The sequence below is a fragment of the Alkalihalobacillus sp. CinArs1 genome (assembly GCF_947387515.1).
In the GTDB taxonomy this organism is placed as follows: Bacteria; Bacillota; Bacilli; order Bacillales; family Guptibacillaceae; genus Guptibacillus.
In genome coordinates, this window is sequence record NZ_CANDOB010000004.1 from 194,463 (window position 1) to 220,499 (window position 26,037).

Annotated in this window: 24 protein-coding genes, 1 rRNA gene and 1 riboswitch; of the genes, 16 read left to right on the top strand and 9 right to left on the bottom strand. The window is 40.1% G+C overall.

Annotated elements, in window-relative coordinates; translation table 11 throughout:
* Positions 1-43: 43 nt before the first annotated feature.
* Positions 44-625 carry an ECF transporter S component gene (locus tag PFZ69_RS18485; protein ID WP_270182579.1) on the bottom strand — a complete coding sequence of 194 codons (582 nt, stop codon included), beginning with the start codon at positions 623-625 and terminating at the stop codon, positions 44-46.
* A 147-nt stretch (positions 626-772) separates the two neighbouring features.
* Positions 773-908, bottom strand: a riboswitch (FMN riboswitch).
* Between the two features lie 171 nt (positions 909-1,079).
* The gene (locus PFZ69_RS18490; protein ID WP_270182580.1) at positions 1,080-1,454 is read right to left on the bottom strand and encodes a c-type cytochrome; all 375 of its coding nucleotides are present in this window, start codon (positions 1,452-1,454) and stop codon (positions 1,080-1,082) included.
* Between the two features lie 174 nt (positions 1,455-1,628).
* Here PFZ69_RS18490 and spoIIP point away from each other — a divergent pair, with 174 nt between their 5' ends.
* Positions 1,629-2,798, top strand: coding sequence for a stage II sporulation protein P (gene spoIIP / locus PFZ69_RS18495; protein WP_270182581.1), 1,170 nt, complete (start codon positions 1,629-1,631; stop codon positions 2,796-2,798).
* 36 nt (positions 2,799-2,834) lie between these two features.
* Here the strand turns inward: spoIIP and PFZ69_RS18500 are convergent, their stop codons facing one another.
* Positions 2,835-3,407 carry a YitT family protein gene (locus tag PFZ69_RS18500; RefSeq protein WP_270182582.1) on the bottom strand — a complete coding sequence of 191 codons (573 nt, stop codon included), beginning with the start codon at positions 3,405-3,407 and terminating at the stop codon, positions 2,835-2,837.
* Positions 3,408-3,534: 127 nt separating this feature from the next.
* Between PFZ69_RS18500 and PFZ69_RS18505 the strand changes: the two genes are divergently transcribed.
* The 8 genes from PFZ69_RS18505 to PFZ69_RS18540 all read left to right on the top strand — a co-directional run bounded on the left by PFZ69_RS18505 (position 3,535) and on the right by PFZ69_RS18540 (position 15,591).
* Positions 3,535-5,964 (top strand): putative bifunctional diguanylate cyclase/phosphodiesterase, encoded by a 2,430-nt coding sequence (locus PFZ69_RS18505; RefSeq protein ID WP_270182583.1) that lies wholly within the window; start codon positions 3,535-3,537, stop codon positions 5,962-5,964.
* A gap of 258 nt (positions 5,965-6,222) precedes the next feature.
* Positions 6,223-7,857 (top strand): M4 family metallopeptidase, encoded by a 1,635-nt coding sequence (locus PFZ69_RS18510; protein WP_270182584.1) that lies wholly within the window; start codon positions 6,223-6,225, stop codon positions 7,855-7,857.
* 157 nt (positions 7,858-8,014) lie between these two features.
* Positions 8,015-9,619: a cation:proton antiporter gene (locus PFZ69_RS18515; protein ID WP_270182585.1), complete on the top strand. Its 1,605-nt coding sequence runs from the start codon at positions 8,015-8,017 to the stop codon at positions 9,617-9,619.
* A 197-nt stretch (positions 9,620-9,816) separates the two neighbouring features.
* Positions 9,817-10,329, top strand: a complete 513-nt coding sequence (locus tag PFZ69_RS18520; protein WP_270182586.1) for a GNAT family N-acetyltransferase — start codon at positions 9,817-9,819, stop codon at positions 10,327-10,329.
* 196 nt (positions 10,330-10,525) lie between these two features.
* Positions 10,526-11,776: an ATP-binding protein gene (locus PFZ69_RS18525; RefSeq protein WP_270182587.1), complete on the top strand. Its 1,251-nt coding sequence runs from the start codon at positions 10,526-10,528 to the stop codon at positions 11,774-11,776.
* Positions 11,777-11,781: 5 nt separating this feature from the next.
* A complete protein-coding gene (locus tag PFZ69_RS18530; RefSeq protein WP_270182588.1) occupies positions 11,782-12,978 on the top strand; it encodes an HD-GYP domain-containing protein in 1,197 nt (398 codons plus the stop codon).
* Positions 12,979-13,074: 96 nt separating this feature from the next.
* Positions 13,075-14,214: a PqqD family protein gene (locus PFZ69_RS18535; protein ID WP_270182589.1), complete on the top strand. Its 1,140-nt coding sequence runs from the start codon at positions 13,075-13,077 to the stop codon at positions 14,212-14,214.
* A 168-nt stretch (positions 14,215-14,382) separates the two neighbouring features.
* Positions 14,383-15,591 carry a S1C family serine protease gene (locus PFZ69_RS18540; RefSeq protein WP_270182590.1) on the top strand — a complete coding sequence of 403 codons (1,209 nt, stop codon included), beginning with the start codon at positions 14,383-14,385 and terminating at the stop codon, positions 15,589-15,591.
* Positions 15,592-15,608: 17 nt separating this feature from the next.
* On the opposite strand, the gene PFZ69_RS18545 is transcribed toward PFZ69_RS18540, so the two are convergent.
* Together PFZ69_RS18545 and queF are read right to left on the bottom strand one after the other, a co-directional pair.
* The gene (locus PFZ69_RS18545) at positions 15,609-16,265 is read right to left on the bottom strand and encodes a queuosine precursor transporter (protein ID WP_270182591.1); all 657 of its coding nucleotides are present in this window, start codon (positions 16,263-16,265) and stop codon (positions 15,609-15,611) included.
* A 1-nt stretch (position 16,266) separates the two neighbouring features.
* Positions 16,267-16,683: a preQ(1) synthase gene (gene queF, locus PFZ69_RS18550; RefSeq protein WP_270182592.1), complete on the bottom strand. Its 417-nt coding sequence runs from the start codon at positions 16,681-16,683 to the stop codon at positions 16,267-16,269.
* Between the two features lie 196 nt (positions 16,684-16,879).
* Here queF and PFZ69_RS18555 point away from each other — a divergent pair, with 196 nt between their 5' ends.
* Positions 16,880-17,371, top strand: a complete 492-nt coding sequence (locus tag PFZ69_RS18555) for a YtxH domain-containing protein (protein ID WP_270182593.1) — start codon at positions 16,880-16,882, stop codon at positions 17,369-17,371.
* A gap of 38 nt (positions 17,372-17,409) precedes the next feature.
* Here PFZ69_RS18555 and PFZ69_RS18560 read toward each other — a convergent pair whose 3' ends face one another.
* On the bottom strand, positions 17,410-17,499 hold the full coding sequence (locus PFZ69_RS18560; protein WP_224884444.1) for a YjcZ family sporulation protein: 90 nt from the start codon (positions 17,497-17,499) through the stop codon (positions 17,410-17,412).
* A 100-nt stretch (positions 17,500-17,599) separates the two neighbouring features.
* Positions 17,600-18,328, bottom strand: coding sequence for a glycerophosphodiester phosphodiesterase (locus PFZ69_RS18565; protein ID WP_270182594.1), 729 nt, complete (start codon positions 18,326-18,328; stop codon positions 17,600-17,602).
* A gap of 108 nt (positions 18,329-18,436) precedes the next feature.
* Here PFZ69_RS18565 and PFZ69_RS18570 point away from each other — a divergent pair, with 108 nt between their 5' ends.
* Together PFZ69_RS18570 and PFZ69_RS18575 are read left to right on the top strand one after the other, a co-directional pair.
* The gene (locus PFZ69_RS18570) at positions 18,437-18,766 is read left to right on the top strand and encodes a YmaF family protein (RefSeq protein WP_270182595.1); all 330 of its coding nucleotides are present in this window, start codon (positions 18,437-18,439) and stop codon (positions 18,764-18,766) included.
* Positions 18,767-18,909: 143 nt separating this feature from the next.
* A complete protein-coding gene (locus PFZ69_RS18575) occupies positions 18,910-20,082 on the top strand; it encodes a pyridoxal phosphate-dependent aminotransferase (protein ID WP_270182596.1) in 1,173 nt (390 codons plus the stop codon).
* Positions 20,083-20,123: 41 nt separating this feature from the next.
* Here PFZ69_RS18575 and PFZ69_RS18580 read toward each other — a convergent pair whose 3' ends face one another.
* Positions 20,124-20,645: a GNAT family N-acetyltransferase gene (locus tag PFZ69_RS18580; RefSeq protein WP_270182597.1), complete on the bottom strand. Its 522-nt coding sequence runs from the start codon at positions 20,643-20,645 to the stop codon at positions 20,124-20,126.
* 124 nt (positions 20,646-20,769) lie between these two features.
* Between PFZ69_RS18580 and PFZ69_RS18585 the strand changes: the two genes are divergently transcribed.
* The gene (locus PFZ69_RS18585) at positions 20,770-21,657 is read left to right on the top strand and encodes an alpha/beta fold hydrolase (RefSeq protein WP_270182598.1); all 888 of its coding nucleotides are present in this window, start codon (positions 20,770-20,772) and stop codon (positions 21,655-21,657) included.
* 53 nt (positions 21,658-21,710) lie between these two features.
* Here the strand turns inward: PFZ69_RS18585 and PFZ69_RS18590 are convergent, their stop codons facing one another.
* Entirely contained in the window at positions 21,711-22,781 is a 1,071-nt protein-coding gene (locus tag PFZ69_RS18590; RefSeq protein WP_270182599.1) for an ATP-binding protein, read from the bottom strand.
* A 320-nt stretch (positions 22,782-23,101) separates the two neighbouring features.
* Here PFZ69_RS18590 and PFZ69_RS18595 point away from each other — a divergent pair, with 320 nt between their 5' ends.
* The 3 genes from PFZ69_RS18595 to PFZ69_RS18605 all read left to right on the top strand — a co-directional run bounded on the left by PFZ69_RS18595 (position 23,102) and on the right by PFZ69_RS18605 (position 26,003).
* Complete coding sequence (locus tag PFZ69_RS18595; RefSeq protein WP_270182600.1) at positions 23,102-23,716, top strand: class I SAM-dependent methyltransferase; 615 nt, start codon at positions 23,102-23,104, stop codon at positions 23,714-23,716.
* On the top strand, positions 23,716-24,048 hold the full coding sequence (locus PFZ69_RS18600; protein WP_333489751.1) for a CHY zinc finger protein: 333 nt from the start codon (positions 23,716-23,718) through the stop codon (positions 24,046-24,048). Before PFZ69_RS18595 ends, PFZ69_RS18600 begins: the two co-directional genes overlap by 1 nt.
* A 405-nt stretch (positions 24,049-24,453) precedes the next feature.
* Positions 24,454-26,003 (top strand): 16S ribosomal RNA (locus tag PFZ69_RS18605).
* Positions 26,004-26,037: the final 34 nt, after the last annotated feature.

Here is a 26,037-nt window from a genome sequence, read left to right on the forward strand (position 1 = left end):
AAAATAAAAACGCGTATCCGGTGTGGATACGCGCTCGAATTTATTAGGCAAGCCTCGTTTGTTTTGCAAACCAGGGTTTTAACTTAATAAAGAATGCGATGAATATGCTAGCTACAATGAAACCTTTTATAAGGTTAAACGGCGTAATTCCTTTTAGAACAAGTGCTTGACGAGCTGAGTCAGACATCGCCTCAAACCCCATGAACCACGTATAGGCCGGTAGGATCAAGAGATAGTTCAACAATCCCATCATTGCTGACATCAATAGAGTACCTAGAATAAGCCCAATCGTAAGTCCTTTCTGAGTCTGATTAAACTTCCTGAATACAATGGAAGTCGGTACGATAAAGAAAACACCTGCGATAAAGTTAGCAAGTTGACCTACAGGGACACCAGTGAAACTTCCTTGTATACCGTAATGAATAAGATTCTTTATCGCTTCAACTAGTATACCTGCGGCAGGTCCATAAAGGATCGCCACAAAGAGTGCTGGAATATCGCTGAAATCAATCTGAAGGAAAACAGGAAATCCAGGTAGCGGAAAATCTAGTAGCATCAATAGATAGGAGATACTACTGAACATTGCGACAACAATCATGCGCTGTGTCTTTGATACAGTTTTCATATGACATTGCTCCTTTGATTTTTGAACCATCGAAAAGGAGATGTGGCCCTATGCACGAAAAAAACCATGAGTATGGGGCTCATGGTAGTCGGCATGGGGAAATAAGCAAGCTTATCGTCTATTTTTTCAATAGAAAGCTTGCTACTCCACCATCTTCTCCCATCCAGACTGTACTGTCGGCTCTGGATTTTCACCAGATCCTGCCCAAAAAACAGGCTCGCGGGCTTAAGGAAATTGCTCCTTCACCGCCGGTCGGGAATTGCACCCTGCCCCGAAGATAGTTCGTATAATATTTTACAGCTTTATTATACACGGCGAGAGCTGATAACTCAACAAAAACATCTTGAATTCAAGCTATTCTATAATAGGGCTTTCAAAATAGCTTGATTACAACATCGTTTAGAAATAATAAAAAGCTCTCTGTTGAGTGAACAGAAAGCTTTTTATTACAATACTATTTTTTTTCGGCTAGCCATGCGGCAACCATCTCAGCTTCTTCACCTTGAATCAAACCAGCTGGCATTCCGCCACCTTTACCATTCTTGATGATGTCGAGGATTTCGTCCTTAGAATACTTGCCACCTACAGCATTAAGTGCAGGACCTGCTCCTCCACCAAGGTCTCCACCGTGACAGGAAGCACAGTTCTGAGAGTAGATTTTCTCTGCTTCTCCTCCTGCTGAATCTTCCCCAGCAGATTCTTCCGTTTTCTCGCCATGACCGCCTTCAGAGCCGGCATGTTCTTCCGTTGTTGTTAGCCAGTATGTAAAGCCTACAACGATCACTAGGAACAAAATTGTCGAAGCAATGTACGCCGATGATTTTCCCATTCTGTTCACCTCCCCTATCCTATCTTAATCATACTTTTCGCACATTCAATTATCAAATATATTTTGCATCTATTTTGAAACATATACGTTTCTACTATTGCTAGTAAAAAAATCTTCTAATGTAATTGGTGATTTCATAGACATAGAGTAAGAAGACGGTGGGGGAGAGAGCGTATGAAACAAAATGCTAAACTTTTTCAGAATCCTAGTAACAGTATGCTTAGAACACTTTCATTCCTTATGATCATTAGCTTAATCAGCTTATTTATCGTTGCGGGATTTATCTCTTCGTCCGAAACAAAATATCGATTTTCTTCATCGATGATGCACGATTGGGTAACGAGCTTTTCAAACGAGGCGATCATTTATGCCATGGGAACGGAAAATCATTATTTAACGCAAGTATTACCGGCAGGAAGTGAACCGCCAGCTCTATCTCTTGTTGCGTTTCAGTTTATCACGAGCATCAAACCAGGCGACATCCGAAGTCTTCTTGGTAGTGAGCTTCCGGGTTTTGCTCTGTATGATGCGAAGATTCATGTGGCTGGAGAAGGGACGAGCTTTGCTAACTTACCTGTAGAGTCAGTACCTCCCCTGAATGATCTGCTTATAGAAAGGGATGTTCCATCTGACAAGCTTACGATCCAAGATCCGAAGAAACCTGTAACACCTCCCGTTCAAACGACGAACGGTAAAGATGTCGCATTCATTTATCATTCCCATAGCTACGAGTCATATTTACCATTGCTAGGCCTCGAAGGCAATAAGAATGGAGACCTTGCAAACGACGGGAAGACAAACATTACTCTCGTAGGAAAAATGCTAGGAGAAGCACTTGAAAACAGGGGAATCGGTACAGTAGTCGATGAGTCGAATATAGGTGCATTATTGAATGAAAAAGGCTGGCAGCACGGTAAAGCGTACGATGTGTCGAGAACCATCGTTCAATCGGCTATGAGTAGTAATTCAGATTTTGATATGTTTATCGATATCCATAGAGATGCTCTTCGGAAGGATGATACGACGGTCACCATCAATAATGAGAAATATGCTAGAACGGTTTTTGTCATCGGTGAAGAGAACCCAAACTATGAAAAGAACCTGAAGCTTGCAAAAGAGCTTCATAATGCTCTGAAGGAAAAGTACCCTGGCTTAAGCAGAGGCGTAATCGGAAAGAAAGGTCAGCGTGTAGATGGTGTGTATAACCAGGACATTTCTCCTAACGCGATGCTGATTGAAATGGGAGGAGTAGATAACAACCTCGAAGAACTCAGTCGCACAGTTGAAGCCATAGCAGACGTTCTTAGTGAGCACTACTGGAGTGTTTTAAAAGTTAGTAATTAAGTAAAAAAGCGCTGGCTCCTAATGGAGTCAGCGCTTTTATGTAGCTTCTTTTTTTATTGTGAGTAAGCTTGTAGCGATTCCAACAAATAAAATAGCGATAGCAGAATACATCGTAGAGTTCAAACCGATCGTTTTTGAGCCGATAATAATAACGAGACCATCGATAAGGAAAATAATGACTCCTACATTTAGAGATGAAATTTTGGATATAAACTGTGCTAAAAGGTCCGTCCCGCCTGTGCTTGTGTCAAATCTAAGCATGATCCCAATTCCTGAACCTACAAAAAACCCTCCTATCATAGCACTTATTAAAGAAGGGTATTGAAAGGAATGGCGCATGGGAGAAAGGACGTCGATAAAGAAAGAGGAGAGTAATAGTCCGTGTAGGCTATTATAAAAGTAAGGGCGAAAATAAAGGAAGGCATATACATAAAGTGGAATACTTAAACATATAATCGTGAGTCCCGTTTCGAACCCCCATATATATTTAAAGATTAACCCAATTCCAATCATACCCCCATCGATGAGATGGTTAGGGACAAGAAACCCATTGACTCCTACTCCGACCATTATACTTCCAACAAAAACAGCTGCTATTTTCTTTAGCATGGTGCGATCACCTGCTTGTTCAGGGTTGTTTTAATATGTATGTTTTCAGAAAGATTTTCATTACGTGTTTGTTAATTACCAGAAAAGAAAATGCTGCCTAGTTGCCAGCAGACTGTCGGGGGTCCTCATGTTTTCAATAATCGAACTATATACGATCGAATACGCATTATACATTGCAGGTTTTATGATTTCATTCTTGATCATTTATGGCGGTGTTTTTCTATTTCTGAACTATAATAAGAAGCCTATACGAAAAACTAGAAAAACCGTTGTGGTTGCGTCCGTCATACTCGGGTTATCACAGTATATGATCAACCTTCTATTCAACTTATCCATATCAATCCCGGGTTCTGTACAAGTCTATTTGTATCATGCCATTCTATCGATCTTGTTGAGCTCATTGTTTTCATATCTTGTTATCAAACTGTTCATCAACAAAAAGATGAATCCTAAGTATCATTTGATTGGCTCTATGATGATTACTAGTGCGATCCTAACCACATTGATCCTTGGCAACCTTGTCTTCTTTTCGGAGTCGCTGTCCATTCAGTCGATCCATATCATCTTATTTATTATCATTTCATTTGCTTTTTCGCTATGTATCGTACGTTTCTTATTATTGTTGAACTTAAATGGTAATCAGCGGTATTATCGTATTTGGTTATTTGCAGGGAGTTTCGCTGCAAGTATCGTATTTTCTTGTTTACCATACCTGTTGTTTTTTGGAATGGTCGATCAAAGTTTATACCTTAAAGAAGAGAATTCATTTGGACCGTATCTGATAGCGCTCGCTTTTAATTACATCTGTTTAGGAATTCTAGTATATGTTCCAGATCGATACGGAATCGCTAGACAAATAGAACAAACCGATCGGCTAGTACAAAACGAACAGCAGTTTAAAACGCTTTTTCATCACAATCCAGATGCTGTGTTTTCAATCGATAAGAATGGGAAATTTGCGAGTGTAAACTATGTAGCTGCTGAGTACACAGGGTATTCTATTCCAGAGTTAAAAACAAAGTTCTTTCATGAGGTCGTAGTCAGGGATGAGGTTCATCTTGCTAAGGGGATGTTCGGCCGTTCACTGCAAGGTGAAGTCCATCAATTCGATATCAAAATAATGTCAAAACGAAATAAGATTAAAGAGTTACATATCTCGACCGTACCAATTAATGTTGGAGGAGAAATAGTAGGTGTGTACGGCATCGCAAAGGACATTACAGAGAAAAAGCGTGCTGAAAAAACCATACATTTCCTTGCATATCATGATGAATTAACGGGGTTACCGAATAGGCGTTATTTCAACGAAAAGCTCACGTCTCTCCTAAATCAGAAGGTACCCTCACCATTCGCAATAATGTTGATCGATTTCGATAGATTTAAGCGGATCAACGATTTGTTCGGTCACGATTTCGGGGATCTGGTTATCCAGTCCATCGGAAAAAGGTTGGAAGAAGTATTAGATGAAAGTTTGTTTGTGGCAAGATTAGGTGGAGATGAATTTACCATCATTCTTCCTCGTTACAGTAAGAAGGAAGATGTCGAACGAGTCGCAGCTTCTATCTTACATGCATTTCAATCTCCTCTAATGATAGAGAATCAAGAATGCTTGTTGACGGCTAGCATCGGGATCGCTCTTTATCCGACTCACGGAAAGAAAGGGGCAGAGTTGCTCAAATACGCTGATATGGCGATGTATCATGTTAAGGAACAGGATATGAACAACTATGCGTTTTATCAAGAAGAGATGAGTAATCAAACGCTTCATAAAATCATGTTAGAGAACGATCTTCGAAAGGCTATTGAACAAGATGAGTTAATCGTCTACTATCAACCGAAAGTGAATACGGTGACAGGCAGCGTCATTGGCTTCGAAGCACTTGTTAGGTGGCTTCATCCTAAGATCGGGTTGATTGCTCCGAATGAATTCATCCAGGCAGCGGAAGAAACGGGTTTGATCGTTCCTATTGAAAAAATCGTTATAAAAAAAGCCTGTGAACAGTTAAAAGTATGGCAAACGCAATACTGCGAAAGATATACCATGTCAGTGAACATATCTCAGCGTCATTTCCATCAGGAGGACGTCGTCTGTACGATTATGAAAAACCTAGAAGACGCAGGCATTTCACCAGAATCGCTTGAAATTGAAATCACAGAAAGTATGGCGATGTTTAATGAGCACACCACGATTCAAAAGCTACAGAAGCTAAGGAAGATAGGCGTTGGCGTAAGTATGGATGACTTCGGTACAGGGTATAGCTCTTTGCATTACATAACGCGATTACCTATCAACAGGGTGAAAATCGACCAATCATTTATCAAAGGATTGATTGATAATTCTAGTAGTTTAGGTATCGTCACAACGATCATCTCTTTAGCGAGACATTTAAACTTAGAGATTATTGCCGAGGGCGTAGAAACAAAAGAACAGATTGACGTGCTGAAACGGTTAGAGTGCTTCGATGTTCAAGGGTATTACTACAGTAGACCGCTTCCAGGTAAGGATGTAGAAACCTATTTATTACAAACAAGTGGAATAGAGTTACCTAGTATGTAGAGGAAATGTTCCTGATCGTTTATGGACGAGCAATAAGCTCGTCTTTTTTGTGCTTAAAAGTTAAATTTTTCCAGCGTGGGAGAGTTGTAGATTTATTATATCACCAAGAGTTGATGAATGTTATTGGGAAATGTGGATGGAAACATCGGTAATATTCCTGTGTTTTTCTATACATTTCCCAATACAAACGTAAAAATATCTGTGATATTCTACTAATGTAATAAAAATTCTAAACATTTTGAATTGGAGGAAAGCAGTATGAAAAAAGGAATGGTAGTAGCACTCGCCACGGGGCTTGCTTTTGGATCAGCGCTTCCAACCGCTTCAGCAGCTTCTGATAAGGATCTTAGTCTAGATCAAAAAAATGCACTTCAAAAAATGGAGAATGTGAAACAAACGTGGGAAAAGGAAAGGAACGTACCTTCATTTTTATCTGGTAAACTATCAAAAGACAAAGTAGGGAATGAAAAAGCAGTCAAAGCGTTTTTAAAATCTAACGAAGGGTTATTCAATGTTAATCAAAAGAATTTAAAGTTGGTTAACGAATCTACAGATGACTTGGGCATGACGCATTATGAATACGTTCAAACTGTAAAGGGAGAAGAAATTGACGGAGCGAAATTTATCGTACATACGGATAAAAACGATAATATTGTAGCGATTAACGGCGATTTACATCCTAATGCTGAAAAGAATTTTAAAGGCAGTAGTAAGGCAAAGCTTTCTGATAAGCAAGCGATTGCAAAGGCTTGGGATCACATCGATGTGAAACCTAGTAATGTTGTAAGTGAAAACCCTAGTTTTGTTAGAAAGTCCAAAGTATCAGATCAAATAGAAAAGAGCGAGAAAGTTGTTGTTGAGAAGGACGATAAGTACTACCTTACTTATAAAGTGCAACTTCAGTTTATCGATCCTTACCCAGCGAACTGGCAAATCTTCGTAGATGCTCGAGATGGCTCAGTTGTAGATGCTTATAACGCTGTAACTGAAGGCGCTACAAGTGGATATGGTTATGATGTCCTTGGAAAATATAAATCTTTAAATACGTACTATGCTAACGGGACGTACTATCTATACGATGTAACAAAGCCTATGAGCGGTGTGATTGAGACGAGAACTGCGAATTATGGCACATCACTCCCGGGTAGCTATTCTGTAGATAGTAACAATGCTTTCACAGCTTACTCTCAAGGTGCTGATGTTAGTGCGCATTATAACGCTGGTGTAGTTTATGATTATTTTGAGAATACTCATAACCGAAACAGCTATGACAACAATGGTGCCACGATCCGTTCCACGGTTCATTACGGCTCGAACTACAATAACGCATTCTGGAACGGTTCTCAGATGGTATATGGTGATGGCGATGGCCAAACGTTTGATCCACTTTCAGGCGGACTCGATATCGTAGCGCACGAAATTACTCACGCAGTCACTGAAAGAACGGCAGGTTTAATCTATCAAGATCAATCTGGTGCACTTAACGAATCCATGTCCGATGTTTTCGGTTACTTTGTTGAACCGGAAGATTATCTAATGGGAGAAGATGTGTATACACCTGGAACACCAGGAGATGCACTAAGAAGTATGTCAAATCCAGAAGCTTATGGTCAGCCGTCTCATATGGATGACTACTATTACACTTCTTCTGATAATGGCGGTGTGCATACGAACAGTGGTATTCCAAACAAAGCGGCTTATCTAACGATCCAGAGCATTGGAAAAACAAAAGCAGAAAAAATTTACTATCGTGCGCTAAGCTTATACATGACTCCATCTACTGACTTTAGTGATGCTCGCTCTGCATTACTTCAAGCAACATCTGATCTTTATGGAACTGGCTCAACGTATAACTCAGTAGCAAGTGCTTGGTCTCAAGTTGGTGTGAACTAAAAAGAGTGATGGAAGGAAGAGTCCCGAAGTGGGGCTCTTCTTTTGTGTGAAATCATCGTTAGGTGGGAACACTACCATTGGTGAAATCTTCCGTGATTTTCCATTCTACATATGATTTGGTTATAATATAAACAGAATAAAGAATCGGAGGGAAGATATGGAACATTTAGACTTGCATCATATTTTTGAACTTGGCCTGATTCTCGTGATAATGGCAGCTGGAATAACAGCAGTTGCAAAAAAATTAAAACAGCCTTATCCTATCGCCCTGGTTATAATCGGAACGTTAATTGGCTTATTGAATATTCCTGTACTTGAACCGTTAAAGATGTTCATTACGGAAGGGGATATTTTTAATTTTGTTATTCTAACGATCTTTTTACCTGCATTGCTCGGTGAGGCTGCATTAAAGCTTCCATTTTCTCATTTGAATGAAAACAAGAAGCCTATTCTTGCCCTTGCCTTCGGAGGGACATTTCTTTCCTTCCTCGTTATCGGGTTTTCAACGCACTATCTTCTGGGTCTACCCATTCCTGTTGCATTTGTATTTGCGGCATTAATGAGCGCTACAGATCCGGTAAGCGTGCTTTCCATTTTTAAAAGTATGGGTGTAAATCATAAACTCTCTACAACGATTGAAGGCGAAAGCTTATTTAACGATGGACTTGCGGTTGTGTTGTTCAAAATCTCTGCATTTTCTCTTCTAGCTTATATGGATATGGGCTGGGGTGGACTGACTAGTGGTGTGTTAGAGTTTGTGAAAGTTGTAGCTGGTGGTCTATTGATCGGTGGAGGGTTTGGATATGCAGTTTCAATCCTCACAAAGTACTTTGACGACTATCCCCTCGAGATTATTTTTAGTGTGATTCTATTCTATGGTGCTTATATTGCAGCAGAGAGTATCCACGTCTCAGGTGTTATTGCCGTGGTTATTGCAGCACTCACTTTTGGAAACTTTGGTTCAAAAGTTGGAATGAGTCCAACGACAAGGTTAAATATTAATAACTTCTGGGATGTTGCAGCATTGCTTGCGAATTCAATCGTCTTTTTAATGGTCGGACTTGAAATTACGCGAATTGAATTTGCAGATAAATGGGGAACCATTGGCCTCGCGCTGTTAATCGTATTAGTCGGTAGAAGCATCGCAGTTTATGGAAGTACGATGTTTGTAAAAGGATTACCGGCATCTTGGCGACACGTTCTTAACTGGGGTGGGTTAAAAGGATCATTATCCATCGCTCTAGTCTTAAGTTTGCCAGGTGACTTCGATGGAAGAGAAACCATCTTGATCCTTACCTTTAGCATCGTGCTGTTCTCTCTAGTCGTTCAAGGAATTACGATCAAGCCGTTGATCAATTATTTTGGATTGCGCGCCAAGCACAGCGGCTCAAAAGAATACGAAGATATCGTTGCAAACCTACATAGACATGAAGCGGGGATTGCTGAAATTCAAAAGATAAAATCACAGCTCTTCATTCCTGAGCCTGTCTATGGAGAAATGCTTTCTACCTATGAAAAAGAAATCGATGAGATTCACGATAACCTTGATCGCCTTTTAGAAGAACATCCTCATCTTAAAAAGAGTCAGCTTATCACTCTGAAGAAACATTCTTTATACGCACAGCATGCACGAATTACAGAACTAGAGCAAGATGAAATCATCTCGATCGAAGTGGCCGAAAAGTACAAAGAAATCTTAAACAATGACCTGGCTAACATCGAGGAAGATGATACGTTGAAAGACTTCAAGAAATCTAACTAGGCTGCCGCACTTTTGTGGCAGCTTTTTTGTTTGTCCTGCATAACCTATAAGAGAAAGGACAACATAAATAGAGAAAATTTCGTTTATTAAGGATTTGTAAGGGTATGGTTTACAGTAAGTAAATCTGTAAGGTATAGTGATAAAAGTCATTTTCACTTTCATTGAAAATAACTCACAAGGAGGACTTTTGAAATAAAATGCCTTACCTTCAGACCGATCGTCTGACCATTATTCCATTTTCCTTTGATCTTATTAAAGCGATGGCGAATAAGAAAGAACTAGAGAAATTATTACACGTTGAAGTTCCTAGAGAATTTGAAAACGTTCAGTTTGAAGACTTTCTACCATTTCACCTGGATGATTCTGATCTATCCAAGGTAAACTGCAAGTGGGAAGGAATCCTTATTCATACGTCTGATGAAAAAGTAATAGGAACGATGGGATTCAAGAATACTGGCGACGCATCAGGAAATCTAGAAGTTGGATACCACTTGATACCAGATTATCGCAATAAAGGCTATGCTGTTGAAATGGCGAATGCTCTTGTAAGCTGGGTCTTTTCTGATAAATCTAAAGAAGAACATCCTGAATCTGAGAATATCGATTCAGTGATGAGACGCTTAGGCTTATCAAGACTAAAGGTTCAACAAAATATTGCGAAAGATAAAATAACCGAAGAGAAATTCATTAAGAAGAATAAATATATTTGAACGTCATACCCCACCCGTTAGTGGGGTTTTTTTATTTGTTGTCGATCCCACAACACAGTACATTTCAGCACTGTAAATTTACAAATAGAATATGAAAATTAAATAGGAATTTGGTAATTATTGTCGAATAATATGCTATAATCAAGAGTGTTTGAGATACATTGGTACTGCCTTGAATGCAGTGTTAGGAGTAGTTATGAAAGCAGCATCATTAAGTTCCACAATATTGGAACAGGAAAAAAAATCAACCAGATTATTTTTATATCTATTTTTTATCATCACTCTAGTATCAGGGATATTTACTTTAATAGTTGAAAAAAGGATTTCTTCTGAGATAAACCCTGGAACTCCTGAAATCATTATTGATGAATGGATTTATTTTTCTACTGAACTGGTCCTGCTATTGATTGGTTATTATTTAATAAAGGTAAATAAAAGTGGACTTATTCGGTACATATTTTTACTTGTTTATCTATTTGTTGCTTTGGTTACAGAGCTTATTATTTACTCTATCTATGAGATGGAATATACCAGTGGAAGTGTTATGGAAATATTTTTCGTTCTCTTCACCCCTATATTCTTAGATAAGAAATATTTCTGGTGGGTCACATTGGGTTTGATCTCAAAATATTTAATCGTTGGTTTGTCTTTATCAATTCCTAAGGTAATTCATCCTGTCACAATACTTGTATTAATCTCTATTTTGACATTTATCTTCCTTAACAAATCGCTATCGTATGTTAAATCTATTGAAAAAGCATATTTACAATTAGCACACAATGAAAAGCTTGCGTTCATGGGACAGGTGGCAACGAGTATTGCTCATGAGATAAGAAATCCGCTTACATCGATCAAAGGCTTTTTACAGCTACAAACATTGCAATCAGATGTTGACTCCAAACATTCTTCGATTATGATGGATGAGATCGAGAGAATTAACTTAATTGTTAATGACCTTTTGGTTCTTGGAAAACCGAGTAGCTTATCATTAAAGAGTAAGAGTATCGAGGTTATTATCAATTATGTTGTAAGGTTAACAAAGAATCAGGCAACTGCTAACGGTATTACTTATCATGTTGAATTTAATTCTAAAAATCCGTATGTACTATGTGATGAGAATAGAATTAAGCAAGTTTTAATTAATATCTTTCGAAATGCAATAGATGCTATGCCGAATGGTGGAAACTTAGAAATTATAGCCGATAATTATAGTGACGAAGAAATTTGCATTATATGCCGAGATGAAGGAACTGGAATTCCTGAAGAGTATATTGGTAGACTCCAAGAAGCGTTCTTCTCGACAAAAGAAGATGGCACCGGATTAGGTTTGATGGTAAGCTATCGAATTATTGAAGAACATGGCGGAAGAATAGAAGTGGAAAGCTCACCAGAGAAAGGAACGACATTTAAAATATTTTTACCGTCAACAGACCCGAAAATGAGGTAATAAGCATGAGGAAATTTATTAATCCAACCCTAATGGTAGAAGAGAAGAGAGCAGTTATCCTATTTGTATGGTTATTTTATCTGGTCTCTTTTTCGTACGATGTTTTTTATAGCATTATTTTGAAAAACTTCTTAAACGGTGAAGCTTCACAAATATTAAATGGTGGATTAGGTATATGGTATTTCGTAATAGAATTATTAATGATTCCATTTATCTTTTTTTGTCTGAGGAAAAACTACACATTCCGTGTGAAATATATGATCTTTATCGTTTATACACTACTTAATTTTGTTAATGATTTAGTAATCTATTACGGCAATGATATACCTTATCGCTCGGGGAGTATTGCCGAATTACTGATCGTACTATTTAGCCCTATTTTTATAAATTCCAGGTTCTTCTGGCTTGTTGCTACGGGGAGTTTATTAAAATATTCCCTATTAGGTCTTATCCTTCAAGACCAAACATTATTATTGCCAGTTGTTTTACTAGTAGTAGTTTCATTAATTGCTTTCATTTTATTGCAGCGATTTAAAGCTTATGTAAATACAATACAATCTACATTTGATGAACAATTGGAAGGGATTGTAAAGGGTGTTGTGGCTACTTTAGAGTTAAAAGATCCATATACTCGAGGTCATAGTCAACGAGTGGCTGCTTACTCATGTATGCTTGCAAAAAGAATAAATGGATTTTCTTCCGAGCAACTTGCGAATTTTAACTACGCATGCTTACTGCATGATGTTGGGAAGGTAAATATACCAGATAGTATTTTAATGAAGCCATCGAGATTAAACAACGAAGAGTTTAATGTGATTAAAACTCATCCCACTGTAGGAGCAGAAGCTTTATCTGGTATTAAAGGTTTAGAGTGTTGCCTCGACGTTGTAAAATACCATCACGAAAGATGGGATGGAAGGGGATACCCGGAAGGTTTAAAGGGAGAAGAGATTCCATTTCTAGCGCGTATCACCGCAGTAGCCGATGCATTTGATGCCATGACTTCTTCAAGATCATATCGACCAGCGATGTCTTTGACCGAAGCTTATTCACAAATAATTGAGGGAGAAGGTACTCAATTCGATCCTGAGATGGTGAAGACTTTTAAAAAAGTATTTCCGGAGTGGTCTGCGTATCATAAGGAACATTCTAATTTAGTTGAACCAACTAATAAAGGAGGTGAAATTAATGAAAATTCGTAAACTCAAAAAAGTAAAAACACCTTGTTGGTGGTGTATTTATTTAAGAGGTGTGTAGGGTGCGTGTTTTGCACCCTCTTTTTTTGAAAGGAGTTCTTTATGAACAGTGAATCTTCAATAAAGTTAACCGATTATCAAATACATAAAAACCAGAATGAATATATTGTCGAAAATGTAAGGTCTGCTGAATACTACGAAATGAATGAGTCCGCGGTAGAAGCGATTAAACTACTTGATGAAGGGAAAGATTTAGATGAGATCGAGAGGATTCTATTAAATAAGTTTCCTCAAGACGATATCGATGTTCGTGGTTTTACTGAACAGTTAGTTGAGTTAGGCTTTATTTTAGGTGACAATAATAGTAAAAGAATACCGGTTCCTAAGCCATCAGTTGTTGACAGAATTTCTCCTAAAATTGCAAGGTTCTTTTTTAACACTATTTCCTACACGATTTATTTACTTCTTTTCCTCGTGAATATAACACTATTGGTTATGCATCCAGAATTTATTCCTCATTATAGTGATTTATTTATTTCAGATAGTTTAGCTGTTTCGATGTTAACATACTTGTTATTATCGCTTGTCTTAATTTTCTTTCATGAAATGGGACACGTATTAGCTGTTCGCTCACATAATCTTTCTACAAATCTCTCAATTGGTCATAGACTTTTCTTAATAGTGATCGAGACAGACATGACACATGCATGGAGATTAAAGAAAAAAGAGAGAAATCAACTCTACCTTTCGGGTATTTGTTTTGATAACGTCTTGTTTTTATGTGCGATCCTAACTCAAATGTTCTTTCAAAACTCGATGTTACAAGCTATTTCCTCTCTCGTACTCTTAGATATATTTATTAAGTTTGTTTACCAATGCTGTGTATATATGAAAACGGATTTTTATTATGTTATAGAAAATTCCACTGGATACTATAACTTAATGGAAAGAAGCAGAGAATGGGTACTCGGGAAAAATATTGATGTAACTACAAGCCGCGAAAAAATTACTCTATGGTTATATGGAGTTATTTATATTATTGGGGTAGGGCTATCGATTTTGTTGTTTATTTTCTATATGATTCCGCAACTTTATTATATGTTGAGGACAAGTCTAGAACACCTGTCTCACCCAATTCAAACGATGTATTTTTGGGATGGTTTCGTCATCCTTTTACAGCTTGTTATTGGAGTCGGATTGCTACTATTCACCTGGTCCCGATCCCTGCTGAATAAACAGTAAGGGGTTTACTAGTTTCGACGTTTTTACCCATAATCTCCCGGGAAATATATACAAAAATACGACAAATATCAAAGAATATGAAAAAGCTCTCATATTCCCTACAGAAGTATGACTAGTCGTTACAATGTGTATATAAACAGTTCAAAGGGGAGAAAGGGTGACATAGTAATGGGATACTATGATGATCATAATCAAACAAGAAAGGTAAGGAAGGCTAAGGGAGGCATGAGCTGGTTTTTGCCTAGCACATTCGGTGCCGTAATCGGGGCTTCTGTGATGCTTGTGGCAGCGCCACTGTTTACTAATTCTGACGTCCCAACAATGAGCCAACCTTCTGTGCAAAACACTGAAGAACAGTCCGCTACTTCCAACGTTTCATATGATGTTTCAACGGATATTACGAAAGCGGTAGAAAAAACACAAGGTTCTGTCGTTAGTATTACAAAGTATGAGGATGGCTTTTCTCTTGATAGCGGGGATGGTCAGGAAGGTCAAGCGGCTGGTTCAGGGTCAGGGGTCATTTATAAAAAAGAAGGCGGTAGTGCATTCGTTGTAACAAATAACCATGTAATCGAAGGTGCATCCTCGCTTGAAGTGACGTTGAATAATGAAGAAAAGCTCGATGCAAAACTATTGGGAGCAGATCCTCTCTTAGATCTTGCCGTGCTTGAAATCGATGGCAGCAAAGTAGATACCGTAGCAGAGTTTGGTTCGTCTGAAAACTTGAAGACGGGAGAACCTGCGATCGCTTTAGGTAATCCGCTCGGTTTTCTGGAAGGGTCCGTAACTCAGGGAATCATCAGTAATACCAACCGATCGATTCCGGTCGATCTCGATAACAACGGTCAGCCGGATTATTCAGCAGACGTCATACAGACTGATGCCTCTATCAACCCTGGTAATAGCGGGGGCGCATTGATCAATATTCAAGGACAGCTTATCGGTATCAACTCATCGAAAATCGCTCAAACACAAGTAGAAGGAATAGGTTTTGCGATTCCTATCAATGTCGCTGAACCGATTATTGAACAGCTTGAAAAGACAGGGGAAGTAAAGAGACCTGTAATGGGAGTGACGCCGGCGTCATTAGCTGAAGTTCCGAAGCAACATTGGACGGGTACACTTAACCTTCCTGAAGATGTGAAGGGCGGAGTTGTACTGATGGGCATATCTCCATCATCTCCTGCATCTGAAGCTGGTTTACAGGAGCGAGACGTCATCGTGAAACTTGATGATCAAGACATTACAAGTTCTGCAGAACTAAGAAAGTATCTGTATTCTAACAAAGAAGTTGGAGATGAAATGGAAGTCACTTATTATCGTGATGGTGAACTCCAAACCACAACGATGATCTTAGCAAACCAAAAAGCACTATAAAAAAAGCCTCTAGATGATTAAACATCTAGAGGCTTTTCTGAATGAAACCTTTCTTCTCTTCTTGAATCGATCTTAGTTAACGCATAAAAGATCGGAGTATCAAGAAGTGCAAGAGCCATCTTTATAGCGAATTGTGATAGTATCATGATCCAAATATTTGGCACGGTACCTACAAAAGCAATCGTTATAAAGATCGTTGTATCGATCAGCTGAGAAGCAGCTGTACTTGCGTTGTTTCGGATCCACTTGTGTCGGTTCGCAGTCCGTTTCTTGATTTCAGAGAAAATATATACATCAACGTGCTGAGATACAAGATATGCAGCAAGACTAGCGAGTACGAACCGATAATTTTGTCCGAGTAAAATTTCATAGGCAGCTTGTGTATCTGAAGCAAACGGTGCGACAGGGAGCAACATGCCGATGAAAATCATGATGCTGGCAAAGATTTGGGCAGCGAATCCATAGCGGATGGTCCGCTTAGCTTCTTCCTGCCCAAATCGTTCGTGAATAATGTCAGTGAAAAGGAAAGAGAATGCATACATTACGACTGCAGCAGGAATAACAAAACTTCCTATCATGACGACTTTTCCTGCTAGTACATTCGCAATTACGATTGAGGTTGCAAATAGCACATTGAACAGGACAAGACTGCGGTCGATTTGCTGAGGCTTCATATTAAGCGTCAGCCTTCTCTCTTACTGCAGTAGTTTTCAATTCGATGCCACCGCGAGCTGATTGATACACTGTAATCGTAACCTTAAGAGGATCGATCGCGTAAACCACATCATCAGCGATACGAGCAGCTAATGTTTCACAGAAGCTTCCTTCATCTCGATACGACCAAAGATAAAATTTTAACGACTTAGATTCGATACACTTTTTATCTGGTACGTAAGAGATTTCAACTCTACCAAAGTCAGGTTGTCCAGTTTTCGGGCAAACAGCTGTAAATTCGAGTGCGTTGAATGTGATCTCTTGTACATTTGGGGCATCGAACGATTCGTTCTTTATTACTTCACGAGCTTGTTCTACACTTTCTGGTCTTGGCATAGGACCAGAAGAAGGTAGCCAGGCTTTATCCATACTATTCATAAAAAAATTCCTCCTTAGTTTTGTTATAGCAGGAAGGTTTCGAACTGCTCTCATACAACGCAGTCTATTATAACAGAGGATTTTAGGAAAGCGAAGTGATTTTTGCTTCCACAATTTAGTTTAGCTTTTGAAGGAAAGGGAAAGAGAGAAATTAGAGTTAGTAGATAACAATCTATTTATACAGGAGGAAGAACCCATGCAAACGACCACTGTAAATGAAGAAAAGAATAGTAAACTAATGAAAGGTATCGTAGTAGGAGCGATCGTTGGAGGAGCGGTTGCGATGCTAGATTCCACTACACGCCAAAAGGTGAAGAGAGCAACGAGTAATGCGGTCGATTCTTCTAAAGGGTTGTACACGAACGTAAAGGAAAACCCATCTGAATTTAAGAATGATTGGATGGATCGTATCCAGTCAGCATCAGAAGTGTTGAAGGAAGCTGTTAATGACGCTCAAACGCTTTATGAGAAAGTGAACGATGAGGTTGTGGATCAAGTAAACCAAGTGAAAGAGGATTCTAGTGAAGTGATTTCATCTGCGAAAGAAGCTGGCGAGGGATTACAAGAAATAGGTTCGAAAGTAAAGGAAGCAGGTCAAGAAGTAACGGATACTGATGAACAAACAACCGTTCCAGGAAGTGAATCACGCACACCTGGAAATGTCACGGCGAATCCAAACGTAAAATAACTAAAAAAAACAAGCCGGCGTTTAGCCGGCTTGTTTTTTTAGTATAGCCAAGAAGCTCCGATGATGATTAGCAAAATAAACAGCACGACGATTAGAGCAAATCCCTGGTTGTATCCATATCCACCCATATAAAACGACTCCTTCATTGTTTTCTTTGGTTCAGTAATAACCTATGTCATGACTGGGTGAATCGGAAGTAGGCTATCGCACATTTTTAGTGAATTAGCCCTAATCGTTACGATGAATAGCAACGGATGGATAATCAGTGAACATGGCTTCACATCCCATGGATTCAACTTTACTCATTTGATCGATCGAATTGATCGTATAAACTCTTACTGGAATCTGTAGCTTTGTTGTATGTTCCATTAGGTATTCATCCAAAGCATGGTATTCGATATGAATGCTTTTTGCTCCCGTCCTTTTCATATATTCCCATGGGTGAACAAGTTTATCTGAAAGGAGGATCGCTGTTTCAATGCTATCCTCCTGTTGATTAATACGTTGAATGCTATAGTGATTGAACGATGAAAGAACGGTTCGATCGGTTAGCTGATGATGGTGTAAAAGAGCGATGATTTTGTTTTCTATTCCTGGATATGGCAGATAATTGGTCTTTAATTCAATGTTTAACCGTAAAGAGGTCGGCTTAATCCAAGCTAACACGTCATCTAGACTTGGAATGGGTTCACCTTGAAATCGCTTTGAGTAAGTCCCGCCAGCATCAAACTTACATAATTCCTCGTATTGGTAATCTTTCACCCATCCCACACCATTTGTTGTTCGATCTACCTTCTCGTCGTGAATCACGACTGGAACGCCATCCTTCGTTAATTGCACATCAAGCTCAATCCCGTGAACGCCTGCTTTCTCTGCAGCTTTAAACGAGACGAGTGTATTCTCTGGGTGAGTACCGGCTGAGCCCCGATGACCATAAACCATTAAGGTTGAACGCATAAGTCACCTCTTCCTTTTCATATGATAGCTGTACTTATCTTCTTTTTCTATTCAAGAGGCTTGTTTCCTTTCAGTCAGAACGAATAATGATAAAAAGGTGGTCGAAAGATGAACAAAGGAATGCAGCTTCCTTTTGCACATACCCATCATTTTAAGACGAAAACGACTGAGAAAGAGGATCACGATCATCATGTCGTTGGCTTTAGTTTCCCTGCGAGTGGAAATGATCGTGATGAGCACGTTCATAGATTAGAAGGGGTGACGATGCAAAATCATCATCAGCATCGTTTCAGTATAAAAACTGGACCTCCTATCCCGTTACCTGGTGGAGGACATTATCATGAATTTGATGGGGAAACTTTTTCCCATACTAAACACGAGCATGCATTTTTTGGGGGAACAAGTAAGCCTTTAGGGTACTATCCTACTAATTGGTAAAGAGGCGAGGTTTGCCTCTGTTTTTTTATGTCTTATGAACCATCCCTATAGGGAATCCTACGTCATGACTTTACAGAAGCGAATATTCAAGATAACATAAATTACTAGAATTTATAGAAAATTATAAATGGGATGTGAGTTGTTTGAAACAGTTTGAGCAATCGGACGCATTAAAGAGATTACCAGAACAATTCTTTGCAAAACTAGCCGCTAAAGTGAACCGGTATAAAGAAGAAGGACACGATATCATTAATTTAGGACAAGGTAATCCTGACCAACCAACGCCACAGCACATTATTCAAACACTGCAGTCGTCTGCTGAAAAACCTGAATATCATAAATACCCACCTTTCAGAGGACAACCTTTTTTAAAGCAAGCTGTTGCTGAATTTTATAAAAGGGAATTTGATGTGACGATTGATCCTGAACAGGAAGTAGCTGTTTTGTTTGGTGGAAAAGCAGGCTTGGTAGAAGTGAGTCAATGCTTATTGAATAAAGGAGACAAAGCATTGATGCCTGATCCAGGTTATCCGGATTACTGGTCAGGAGTCGCGATGGCCGAGGCAGAGATGCATCCCATGCCTCTATTAGAGGAAAATGATTTTTTACCAGATTATGAAGCGATTTCAGAAGAAGATTTTCGTAAAGCAAAACTGATGTTTCTAAACTATCCTAATAACCCGACTGCTGCACAAGCAACAGAGTCTTTTTTTGAGGATACGATTAAGCGTGCAAATGAGCATGATATTTGTGTCGTTCATGATTTTGCTTATGGAGCGATTGGCTTCGATGGGAAGAAACCGATAAGTTTTCTTGAAGTAGACGGTGCAAAAGACGTCGGGATTGAAATCTACACGATGTCCAAAACGTACAATATGGCAGGCTGGCGAGTAGGCTTTGCGATCGGAAATCCATCCGTTATCCAGAGCATCAATTTATTACAAGATCACCTCTATGTTAGTTTGTTCAGTGGAATTCAAGAGGCAGCTGCAGAAGCCCTATTAGGCTCACAGAAATGTGTGGAAGATTTGAATCACATGTATGAAAGCCGAAGAAGTGTGTTGATCGAAGGGCTAAAGGACATAGGTTGGAATGTAAAGGCGCCAGCTGGTTCTTTCTTCACCTGGTTAAAAGTTCCTGAATCGTTTACTTCAGAGACATTTGCTGACTACCTATTAGAAGAAGCTAAAGTAGTTGTAGCACCAGGAAATGGGTTTGGAACATATGGTGAAGGGTATGTTAGAGCTGGTTTGTTGACCTCAGAAGACAGGTTGAGAGAAGCGGTCAGTCGTATTGAAAAACTAGATTTGTTTTAGCTCTGTTAAAAAAGGTCGCATGCTTTGCGACCTTTTTACAGTTACGAACACACGGACAAAATATCATCTATATCACTCCAGCCATAGGCGGTTTCAAGAAGCTCTTCTCCTCCAATCGTAATGTCTTTCTCCATCACATAGCTTGGGCCAAAATGAAGGTAAAACTGGTCAGCAGGGTTTCCATTAAGTACCCAAACAAGCATAGATTGATGTCCTTCGTCTTTTAGTTCCTTCGCTACATGACATAGGAGTTTTTTACCAGCTCCTTTACGGTGTGCACTTTCTAATAAATAGATCGCGTATAGTTCACCATCATAAGGGAGATCTTCGCTCCTATTCTTACCGCCATTTGCAAAGCCGACGATTTCGTCCTTGTCATTGACTGCTACAAATATACTCTTTCCGTCTTCTAACCCTTTCTTCCAGCGCGCTTCTCGCACTTTCATATCGAGTGAATCAAGAAATAAGCTAGGTACTATTCCCTGATAAGTTGTACGCCAACTGTTTACGTGAACCCTTGCAATATCAGTCGAATCTTCAACAAATGCTTTTCGTATCCTCATAATTGTCCCCCAAAAGTGTAAATATCGAGTAGTGCATTCTTCTTAATTTGTTTTCTACGTAGAGGGGATGATTCCCTTCCAGTCGAATTATGGTTAGCAAGGGAAGTATGAAAGGAAGGTATAGATGAAAGAATTCGAGATAAACGTAGAAGGCCAATCGATTCATGGTTATAAGTGGGGGAATCCAGAAAATCCTCCGATCATTTGTCTGCATGGATTAACGAACAATGCTTTAGGGTTTATCGAGTTGGCAGAAGAGTTGAAGGATCAATTTCATTTGATATCATTTGACTTACCTGGTCATGGTAAAACAGATGCTTTCATGGAAGATGACGCCTACCTATCCACACCTTTTACAGAGTGGCTGAAGGCGGTCATTGAAAAAGTGTCCAATAGACCGTTTTATTTGCTTGGACATTCATGGGGGGCTGCGATCGCTATTCATTATGCAAGGTTGTATCAAGAGGATGTGAAAGGACTTGTCATGCTGGATGGAGGATATCTTTCTCCGTCAGATGAACCATCTGCAGATCTTGATGAGCATTTACAACGCATGTCTGATTGGATCAATGGTTCTCATTTTCGATCGATTGAAGAATACGAAGATAATAAGAAAGCGGAAGTTGGAAGATGGTCAGAAGCGCTACAAAAAATGGTTCATGCAGACATGACGTCTGATACCGATGGTGTTCGGATGAGAACATCTGAGCAAACAGCAAGAGCTATTATGAAAGCGCTCTATAATGAACCTTCTAGTAAAGTATTCGATACTATTTCTGTTCCGGTTTACTTGTTAAGAGGAACGTTACCAGAAGAAGGAGAAGCGGTTAGAGTGGATGCAGTAGATTCCATGAGAAGGGCGATTAAAAGTGAATGTAGAATAACTGCAATTAAAGATGCGGGGCATGTTCTTCACTGGCAAAAGCCAGAGGAAGTAGTAAACGAAATTCGAGGTTGGTTTGCTGCTCAGGAAGACCTTTCTTCTATTGAAAGTTCTTCACGTTCACACTAGAAACGAATGCATTAGAAAAACACCACCTATGTCGATGACGACAAGGTGGTGTTTTAAGTATGGTGAATGGGTAGGCAGACAGTTATTTTCGTCCCTTGGCCGGTTGCACTGTCTATTGAAAATTTTCCATTATGTTTGTCTATGATTCGTTTACAAATAGCAAGACCTAGGCCAGTTCCTTGTTTCTTTGTTGTGTAAAATGGTGAACCTATTTTCTTGATATCCTCTTCTGGAATCCCTCCGCCAAAATCTTTAACACATACTTCGATATGATCATCAAAAGTGGCGACGCTAATGACCACCCTTTCACCATCGTTACTCGCTTCGATCGCATTTTTTATAATATTGATAAACACTTGCTTTAGCTGGTTATTCTCACAATAAACAGGTGGAAGACTGTCAGGATACTCTGTCGTTAAGATGATCGATTCCATGTTTGCCTGTGCATTTAATAGTTCGATCACTTCTTCAATAATGTGGTCAATATGATAGTAGCTGAAATTGACCTTGTTAGGCTTCGCTAACATTAAGAATTCCTCGATGATTTGTTCGATCCGATTAAACTCTGTGTCCATTACTTTAATATAACGCTCAACATCTTGATTTTTGTTCTGGAATTCGATTAATTTTAAAAAACCCTTCAATGATGTGAGGGGGTTCTTCAGCTCGTGTGCAATTCCAGCGGCTAGCTGACCAACAACGGATAGTTTCTCGGATTGAGCAAGCTGCTCTTCATTTAATCGCCTTTCTGTAATATCTTTTGCTGTTCCAATAAGGTTCGCGACCGTATTCCCTTCAATGATCGGAACGAGCGTGATATCGAACATACGGTATCCTTGCTCAGGAAAGATATAGGCTTCTTCGAAGTGCAGCGTTTCTTTTCGAATGATGACTTCTTGAAAACGCCGAATCGCTTTAATGCCCTGATCCATACCTAAAAATTCTTCGATTCGTTTTCCTGAAATATCTTCTTTTGTCGTTTTGTAGTTTGCTAGGTACCCCTCATTAATGGCTTCGATCTCAAAGTGTTGTAAATCAACAACTCGGATAAGAAAAATAAGATCTGATAGATGGCGAAAGATAAGCTTGAGGTTGTTTGTATCTAGACCGCTTTCTTTTTCCATTTCAAATCCCCCATTTATCTTAATGATTTTGTTTTCCTTAAATGGTAAGTTCCACAATTTATGAAAATACCCTTTCATAATTACAAAATGATAAATGAAGATGAGCGATTGCTTTCAATTAAAGGATGATATAGTCTAGTGAAAACGAGCTAACTTTCGATTCTAAGCACTAGTTGAGGGTTATCTTTAGAAGTGTAAAGCATGTAGCTATATTTTACGACGCGCGTACGGGGGGCATAATTCACTTTATACCGTACCCCGTTGTGGAAAAAATAAACAAAGAGTTTCACTCAAAATCAAACTAAGAAGGGGGTGTTATTTTGTTAGAGAATACTGGGGAACGAATCATTCCTGATACGATGAAGCCAACTAACGGAATGCTGCTCGAACATCTAGCCAGGTATTATTTTGCGAGCGAATTTGTGAAAGGAAGGACGTTGGATATTGCATCCGGAAGTGGTTATGGAAGTCAGTATCTGGCAAAGAAAAACAAGTCTATCATTACTGAGTTAGTTGGGGCTGATCGAAGCATCGAAGCAATAACATATGCCAGAGGTCGTTATCATCATCCGCTCGTGACGTATGAGTGTGCAGATGCGCTAGATCCCAAACTACCTTCTAAGCTTGGCCAGTTTGATTCGATCGTAAGCTTTGAAACATTAGAACACGTAGAAGATGACCGGCAGTTTTTACGAAATCTAATGAAGATGTTGAAGACCGGTGGAACATTAATCGTCTCTACACCTTTTGGAAGAGGAAGAGGGAAGCCGACGAACGAACCCTTCCATATCCATCAGCTGACAGAGGAGGAGTTCAGGGAACTACTCTCTCCATATAAGAAAGTAGACTATTATTACCAGCGTGGTGTCATTTTCGAGCCGCCCCGGGAAGGAACGAAATATTCTTTTGGAATAGCGATTATAGAAAAGGAGTAGTGGGTTACTTGAAAGAAACGGAGATAAAGGGAAAGCTCGTAGACAATGAAACAAGATGCGTACATTATCAAACTGAGAAAGACATCGTGGCGATTAAGTTTTATTGCTGCGATTCGTATTTCCCATGTTTTAAATGCCATGAAGAAACCGTATCTCATGATATACAGTTGTGGCCAATGAACAAATGGAACGAATTCGCAGTGCTATGCGGAAGTTGTAAGACTGAGCTTACAATTAATCAATACCTTACATCTAACTCAAGCTGTCCATCTTGTGGATCAGCATTTAACGATAAGTGTTCTCTTCACCATCACTTATATTTTCAAGTCTAGTAGTTTATAGACTTTTAGATTACGATAGCGTTGATAATATAGAAGAAGGCTGTAATGAAACTGTTTCTTGATAGAAAGGAAGACCACCCACTCACAGGCAGAAGCACCTCCCTATATGAGGGAGATATTTTTTTGGAATAAGTTATTGACGAAGCTTGCAGGGGATGATAAGATATATCTTGTCACTTCGAAAAACGACATCAACCTTTTTTATTACTTATAAAAAAGTGTTGACACATTCCGACACTACTGTTAAAGTAGAAGTTGTCACTCGCTGAAACAAACGAGATAGACAAAATGGAAGTTTAATAGAATGACAATCGATCTTTGAAAACTGAACGAAACGCCATGCAAGAAATTGTTTCTACGGAAACAAACATTGTTTTAAAGCTAGATTGAACTTTTCTATCGGAGAGTTTGATCCTGGCTCAGGACGAACGCTGGCGGCGTGCCTAATACATGCAAGTCGAGCGGAGAAATGGGAGCTTGCTCCCATTTCTCAGCGGCGGACGGGTGAGTAACACGTGGGCAACCTGCCCTACAGACTGGGATAACTCCGGGAAACCGGAGCTAATACCGGGTAACACGTAGCATCGCATGATGCAACGTTGAAAGTTGGCCTCTGGCTAACACTGTAGGATGGGCCCGCGGCGCATTAGCTAGTTGGTAAGGTAACGGCTTACCAAGGCCACGATGCGTAGCCGACCTGAGAGGGTGATCGGCCACACTGGGACTGAGACACGGCCCAGACTCCTACGGGAGGCAGCAGTAGGGAATCTTCCGCAATGGACGAAAGTCTGACGGAGCAACGCCGCGTGAGTGACGAAGGCCTTCGGGTCGTAAAGCTCTGTTGTTAGGGAAGAACAAGTACCGTTCGAATAGGGCGGTACCTTGACGGTACCTAACCAGAAAGCCACGGCTAACTACGTGCCAGCAGCCGCGGTAATACGTAGGTGGCAAGCGTTGTCCGGAATTATTGGGCGTAAAGCGCGCGCAGGCGGTCTCTTAAGTCTGATGTGAAAGCCCACGGCTCAACCGTGGAGGGCCATTGGAAACTGGGGGACTTGAGTGCAGAAGAGGAGAGTGGAATTCCACGTGTAGCGGTGAAATGCGTAGATATGTGGAGGAACACCAGTGGCGAAGGCGGCTCTCTGGTCTGTAACTGACGCTGAGGCGCGAAAGCGTGGGGAGCAAACAGGATTAGATACCCTGGTAGTCCACGCCGTAAACGATGAGTGCTAGGTGTTGGGGGGTTCCACCCTCAGTGCTGAAGTTAACACATTAAGCACTCCGCCTGGGGAGTACGACCGCAAGGTTGAAACTCAAAGGAATTGACGGGGGCCCGCACAAGCAGTGGAGCATGTGGTTTAATTCGAAGCAACGCGAAGAACCTTACCAGGTCTTGACATCCTCTGCCACTCCTAGAGATAGGACGTTCCCCTTCGGGGGACAGAGTGACAGGTGGTGCATGGTTGTCGTCAGCTCGTGTCGTGAGATGTTGGGTTAAGTCCCGCAACGAGCGCAACCCTTGATCTTAGTTGCCAGCATTCAGTTGGGCACTCTAAGGTGACTGCCGGTGACAAACCGGAGGAAGGTGGGGACGACGTCAAATCATCATGCCCCTTATGACCTGGGCTACACACGTGCTACAATGGACGGTACAAAGGGCAGCAACACCGCGAGGTGAAGCGAATCCCATAAAGCCGTTCTCAGTTCGGATTGCAGGCTGCAACTCGCCTGCATGAAGCCGGAATTGCTAGTAATCGCGGATCAGCATGCCGCGGTGAATACGTTCCCGGGCCTTGTACACACCGCCCGTCACACCACGAGAGTTTGTAACACCCGAAGTCGGTGAGGTAACCTTTTGGAGCCAGCCGCCGAAGGTGGGACAAATGATTGGGGTGAAGTCGTAACAAGGTAGCCGTATCGGAAGGTGCGGCTGGATCACCTCCTTTCTATGGAGAATTACGAGGCAACATTGGTTGCCAA

Bases quoted from the DNA above. Each gene is read 5' to 3' on its own strand.
- queF (WP_270182592.1), bottom strand. From the start codon at position 16,683: ATGAATAGTATGGATAAAGCCTGGCTACCTTCTTCTGGTCCTATGCCA.
- PFZ69_RS18540 (WP_270182590.1), top strand. From the start codon at position 14,383: ATGGGATACTATGATGATCATAATCAAACAAGAAAGGTAAGGAAGGCT.
- PFZ69_RS18520 (WP_270182586.1), top strand. From the start codon at position 9,817: ATGCCTTACCTTCAGACCGATCGTCTGACCATTATTCCATTTTCCTTT.
- PFZ69_RS18535 (WP_270182589.1), top strand. From the start codon at position 13,075: ATGAACAGTGAATCTTCAATAAAGTTAACCGATTATCAAATACATAAA.
- PFZ69_RS18555 (WP_270182593.1), top strand. From the start codon at position 16,880: ATGCAAACGACCACTGTAAATGAAGAAAAGAATAGTAAACTAATGAAA.
- PFZ69_RS18490 (WP_270182580.1), bottom strand. From the start codon at position 1,454: ATGGGAAAATCATCGGCGTACATTGCTTCGACAATTTTGTTCCTAGTG.
- PFZ69_RS18545 (WP_270182591.1), bottom strand. From the start codon at position 16,265: ATGAAGCCTCAGCAAATCGACCGCAGTCTTGTCCTGTTCAATGTGCTA.
- PFZ69_RS18485 (WP_270182579.1), bottom strand. From the start codon at position 625: ATGAAAACTGTATCAAAGACACAGCGCATGATTGTTGTCGCAATGTTC.
- PFZ69_RS18590 (WP_270182599.1), bottom strand. From the start codon at position 22,781: ATGGAAAAAGAAAGCGGTCTAGATACAAACAACCTCAAGCTTATCTTT.
- PFZ69_RS18570 (WP_270182595.1), top strand. From the start codon at position 18,437: ATGAACAAAGGAATGCAGCTTCCTTTTGCACATACCCATCATTTTAAG.
- PFZ69_RS18585 (WP_270182598.1), top strand. From the start codon at position 20,770: ATGAAAGAATTCGAGATAAACGTAGAAGGCCAATCGATTCATGGTTAT.
- PFZ69_RS18525 (WP_270182587.1), top strand. From the start codon at position 10,526: ATGAAAGCAGCATCATTAAGTTCCACAATATTGGAACAGGAAAAAAAA.
- PFZ69_RS18530 (WP_270182588.1), top strand. From the start codon at position 11,782: ATGAGGAAATTTATTAATCCAACCCTAATGGTAGAAGAGAAGAGAGCA.
- PFZ69_RS18515 (WP_270182585.1), top strand. From the start codon at position 8,015: ATGGAACATTTAGACTTGCATCATATTTTTGAACTTGGCCTGATTCTC.
- PFZ69_RS18505 (WP_270182583.1), top strand. From the start codon at position 3,535: ATGTTTTCAATAATCGAACTATATACGATCGAATACGCATTATACATT.
- PFZ69_RS18510 (WP_270182584.1), top strand. From the start codon at position 6,223: ATGAAAAAAGGAATGGTAGTAGCACTCGCCACGGGGCTTGCTTTTGGA.
- PFZ69_RS18580 (WP_270182597.1), bottom strand. From the start codon at position 20,645: ATGAGGATACGAAAAGCATTTGTTGAAGATTCGACTGATATTGCAAGG.
- PFZ69_RS18500 (WP_270182582.1), bottom strand. From the start codon at position 3,407: ATGCTAAAGAAAATAGCAGCTGTTTTTGTTGGAAGTATAATGGTCGGA.
- PFZ69_RS18565 (WP_270182594.1), bottom strand. From the start codon at position 18,328: ATGCGTTCAACCTTAATGGTTTATGGTCATCGGGGCTCAGCCGGTACT.
- PFZ69_RS18560 (WP_224884444.1), bottom strand. From the start codon at position 17,499: ATGGGTGGATATGGATACAACCAGGGATTTGCTCTAATCGTCGTGCTG.
- spoIIP (WP_270182581.1), top strand. From the start codon at position 1,629: ATGAAACAAAATGCTAAACTTTTTCAGAATCCTAGTAACAGTATGCTT.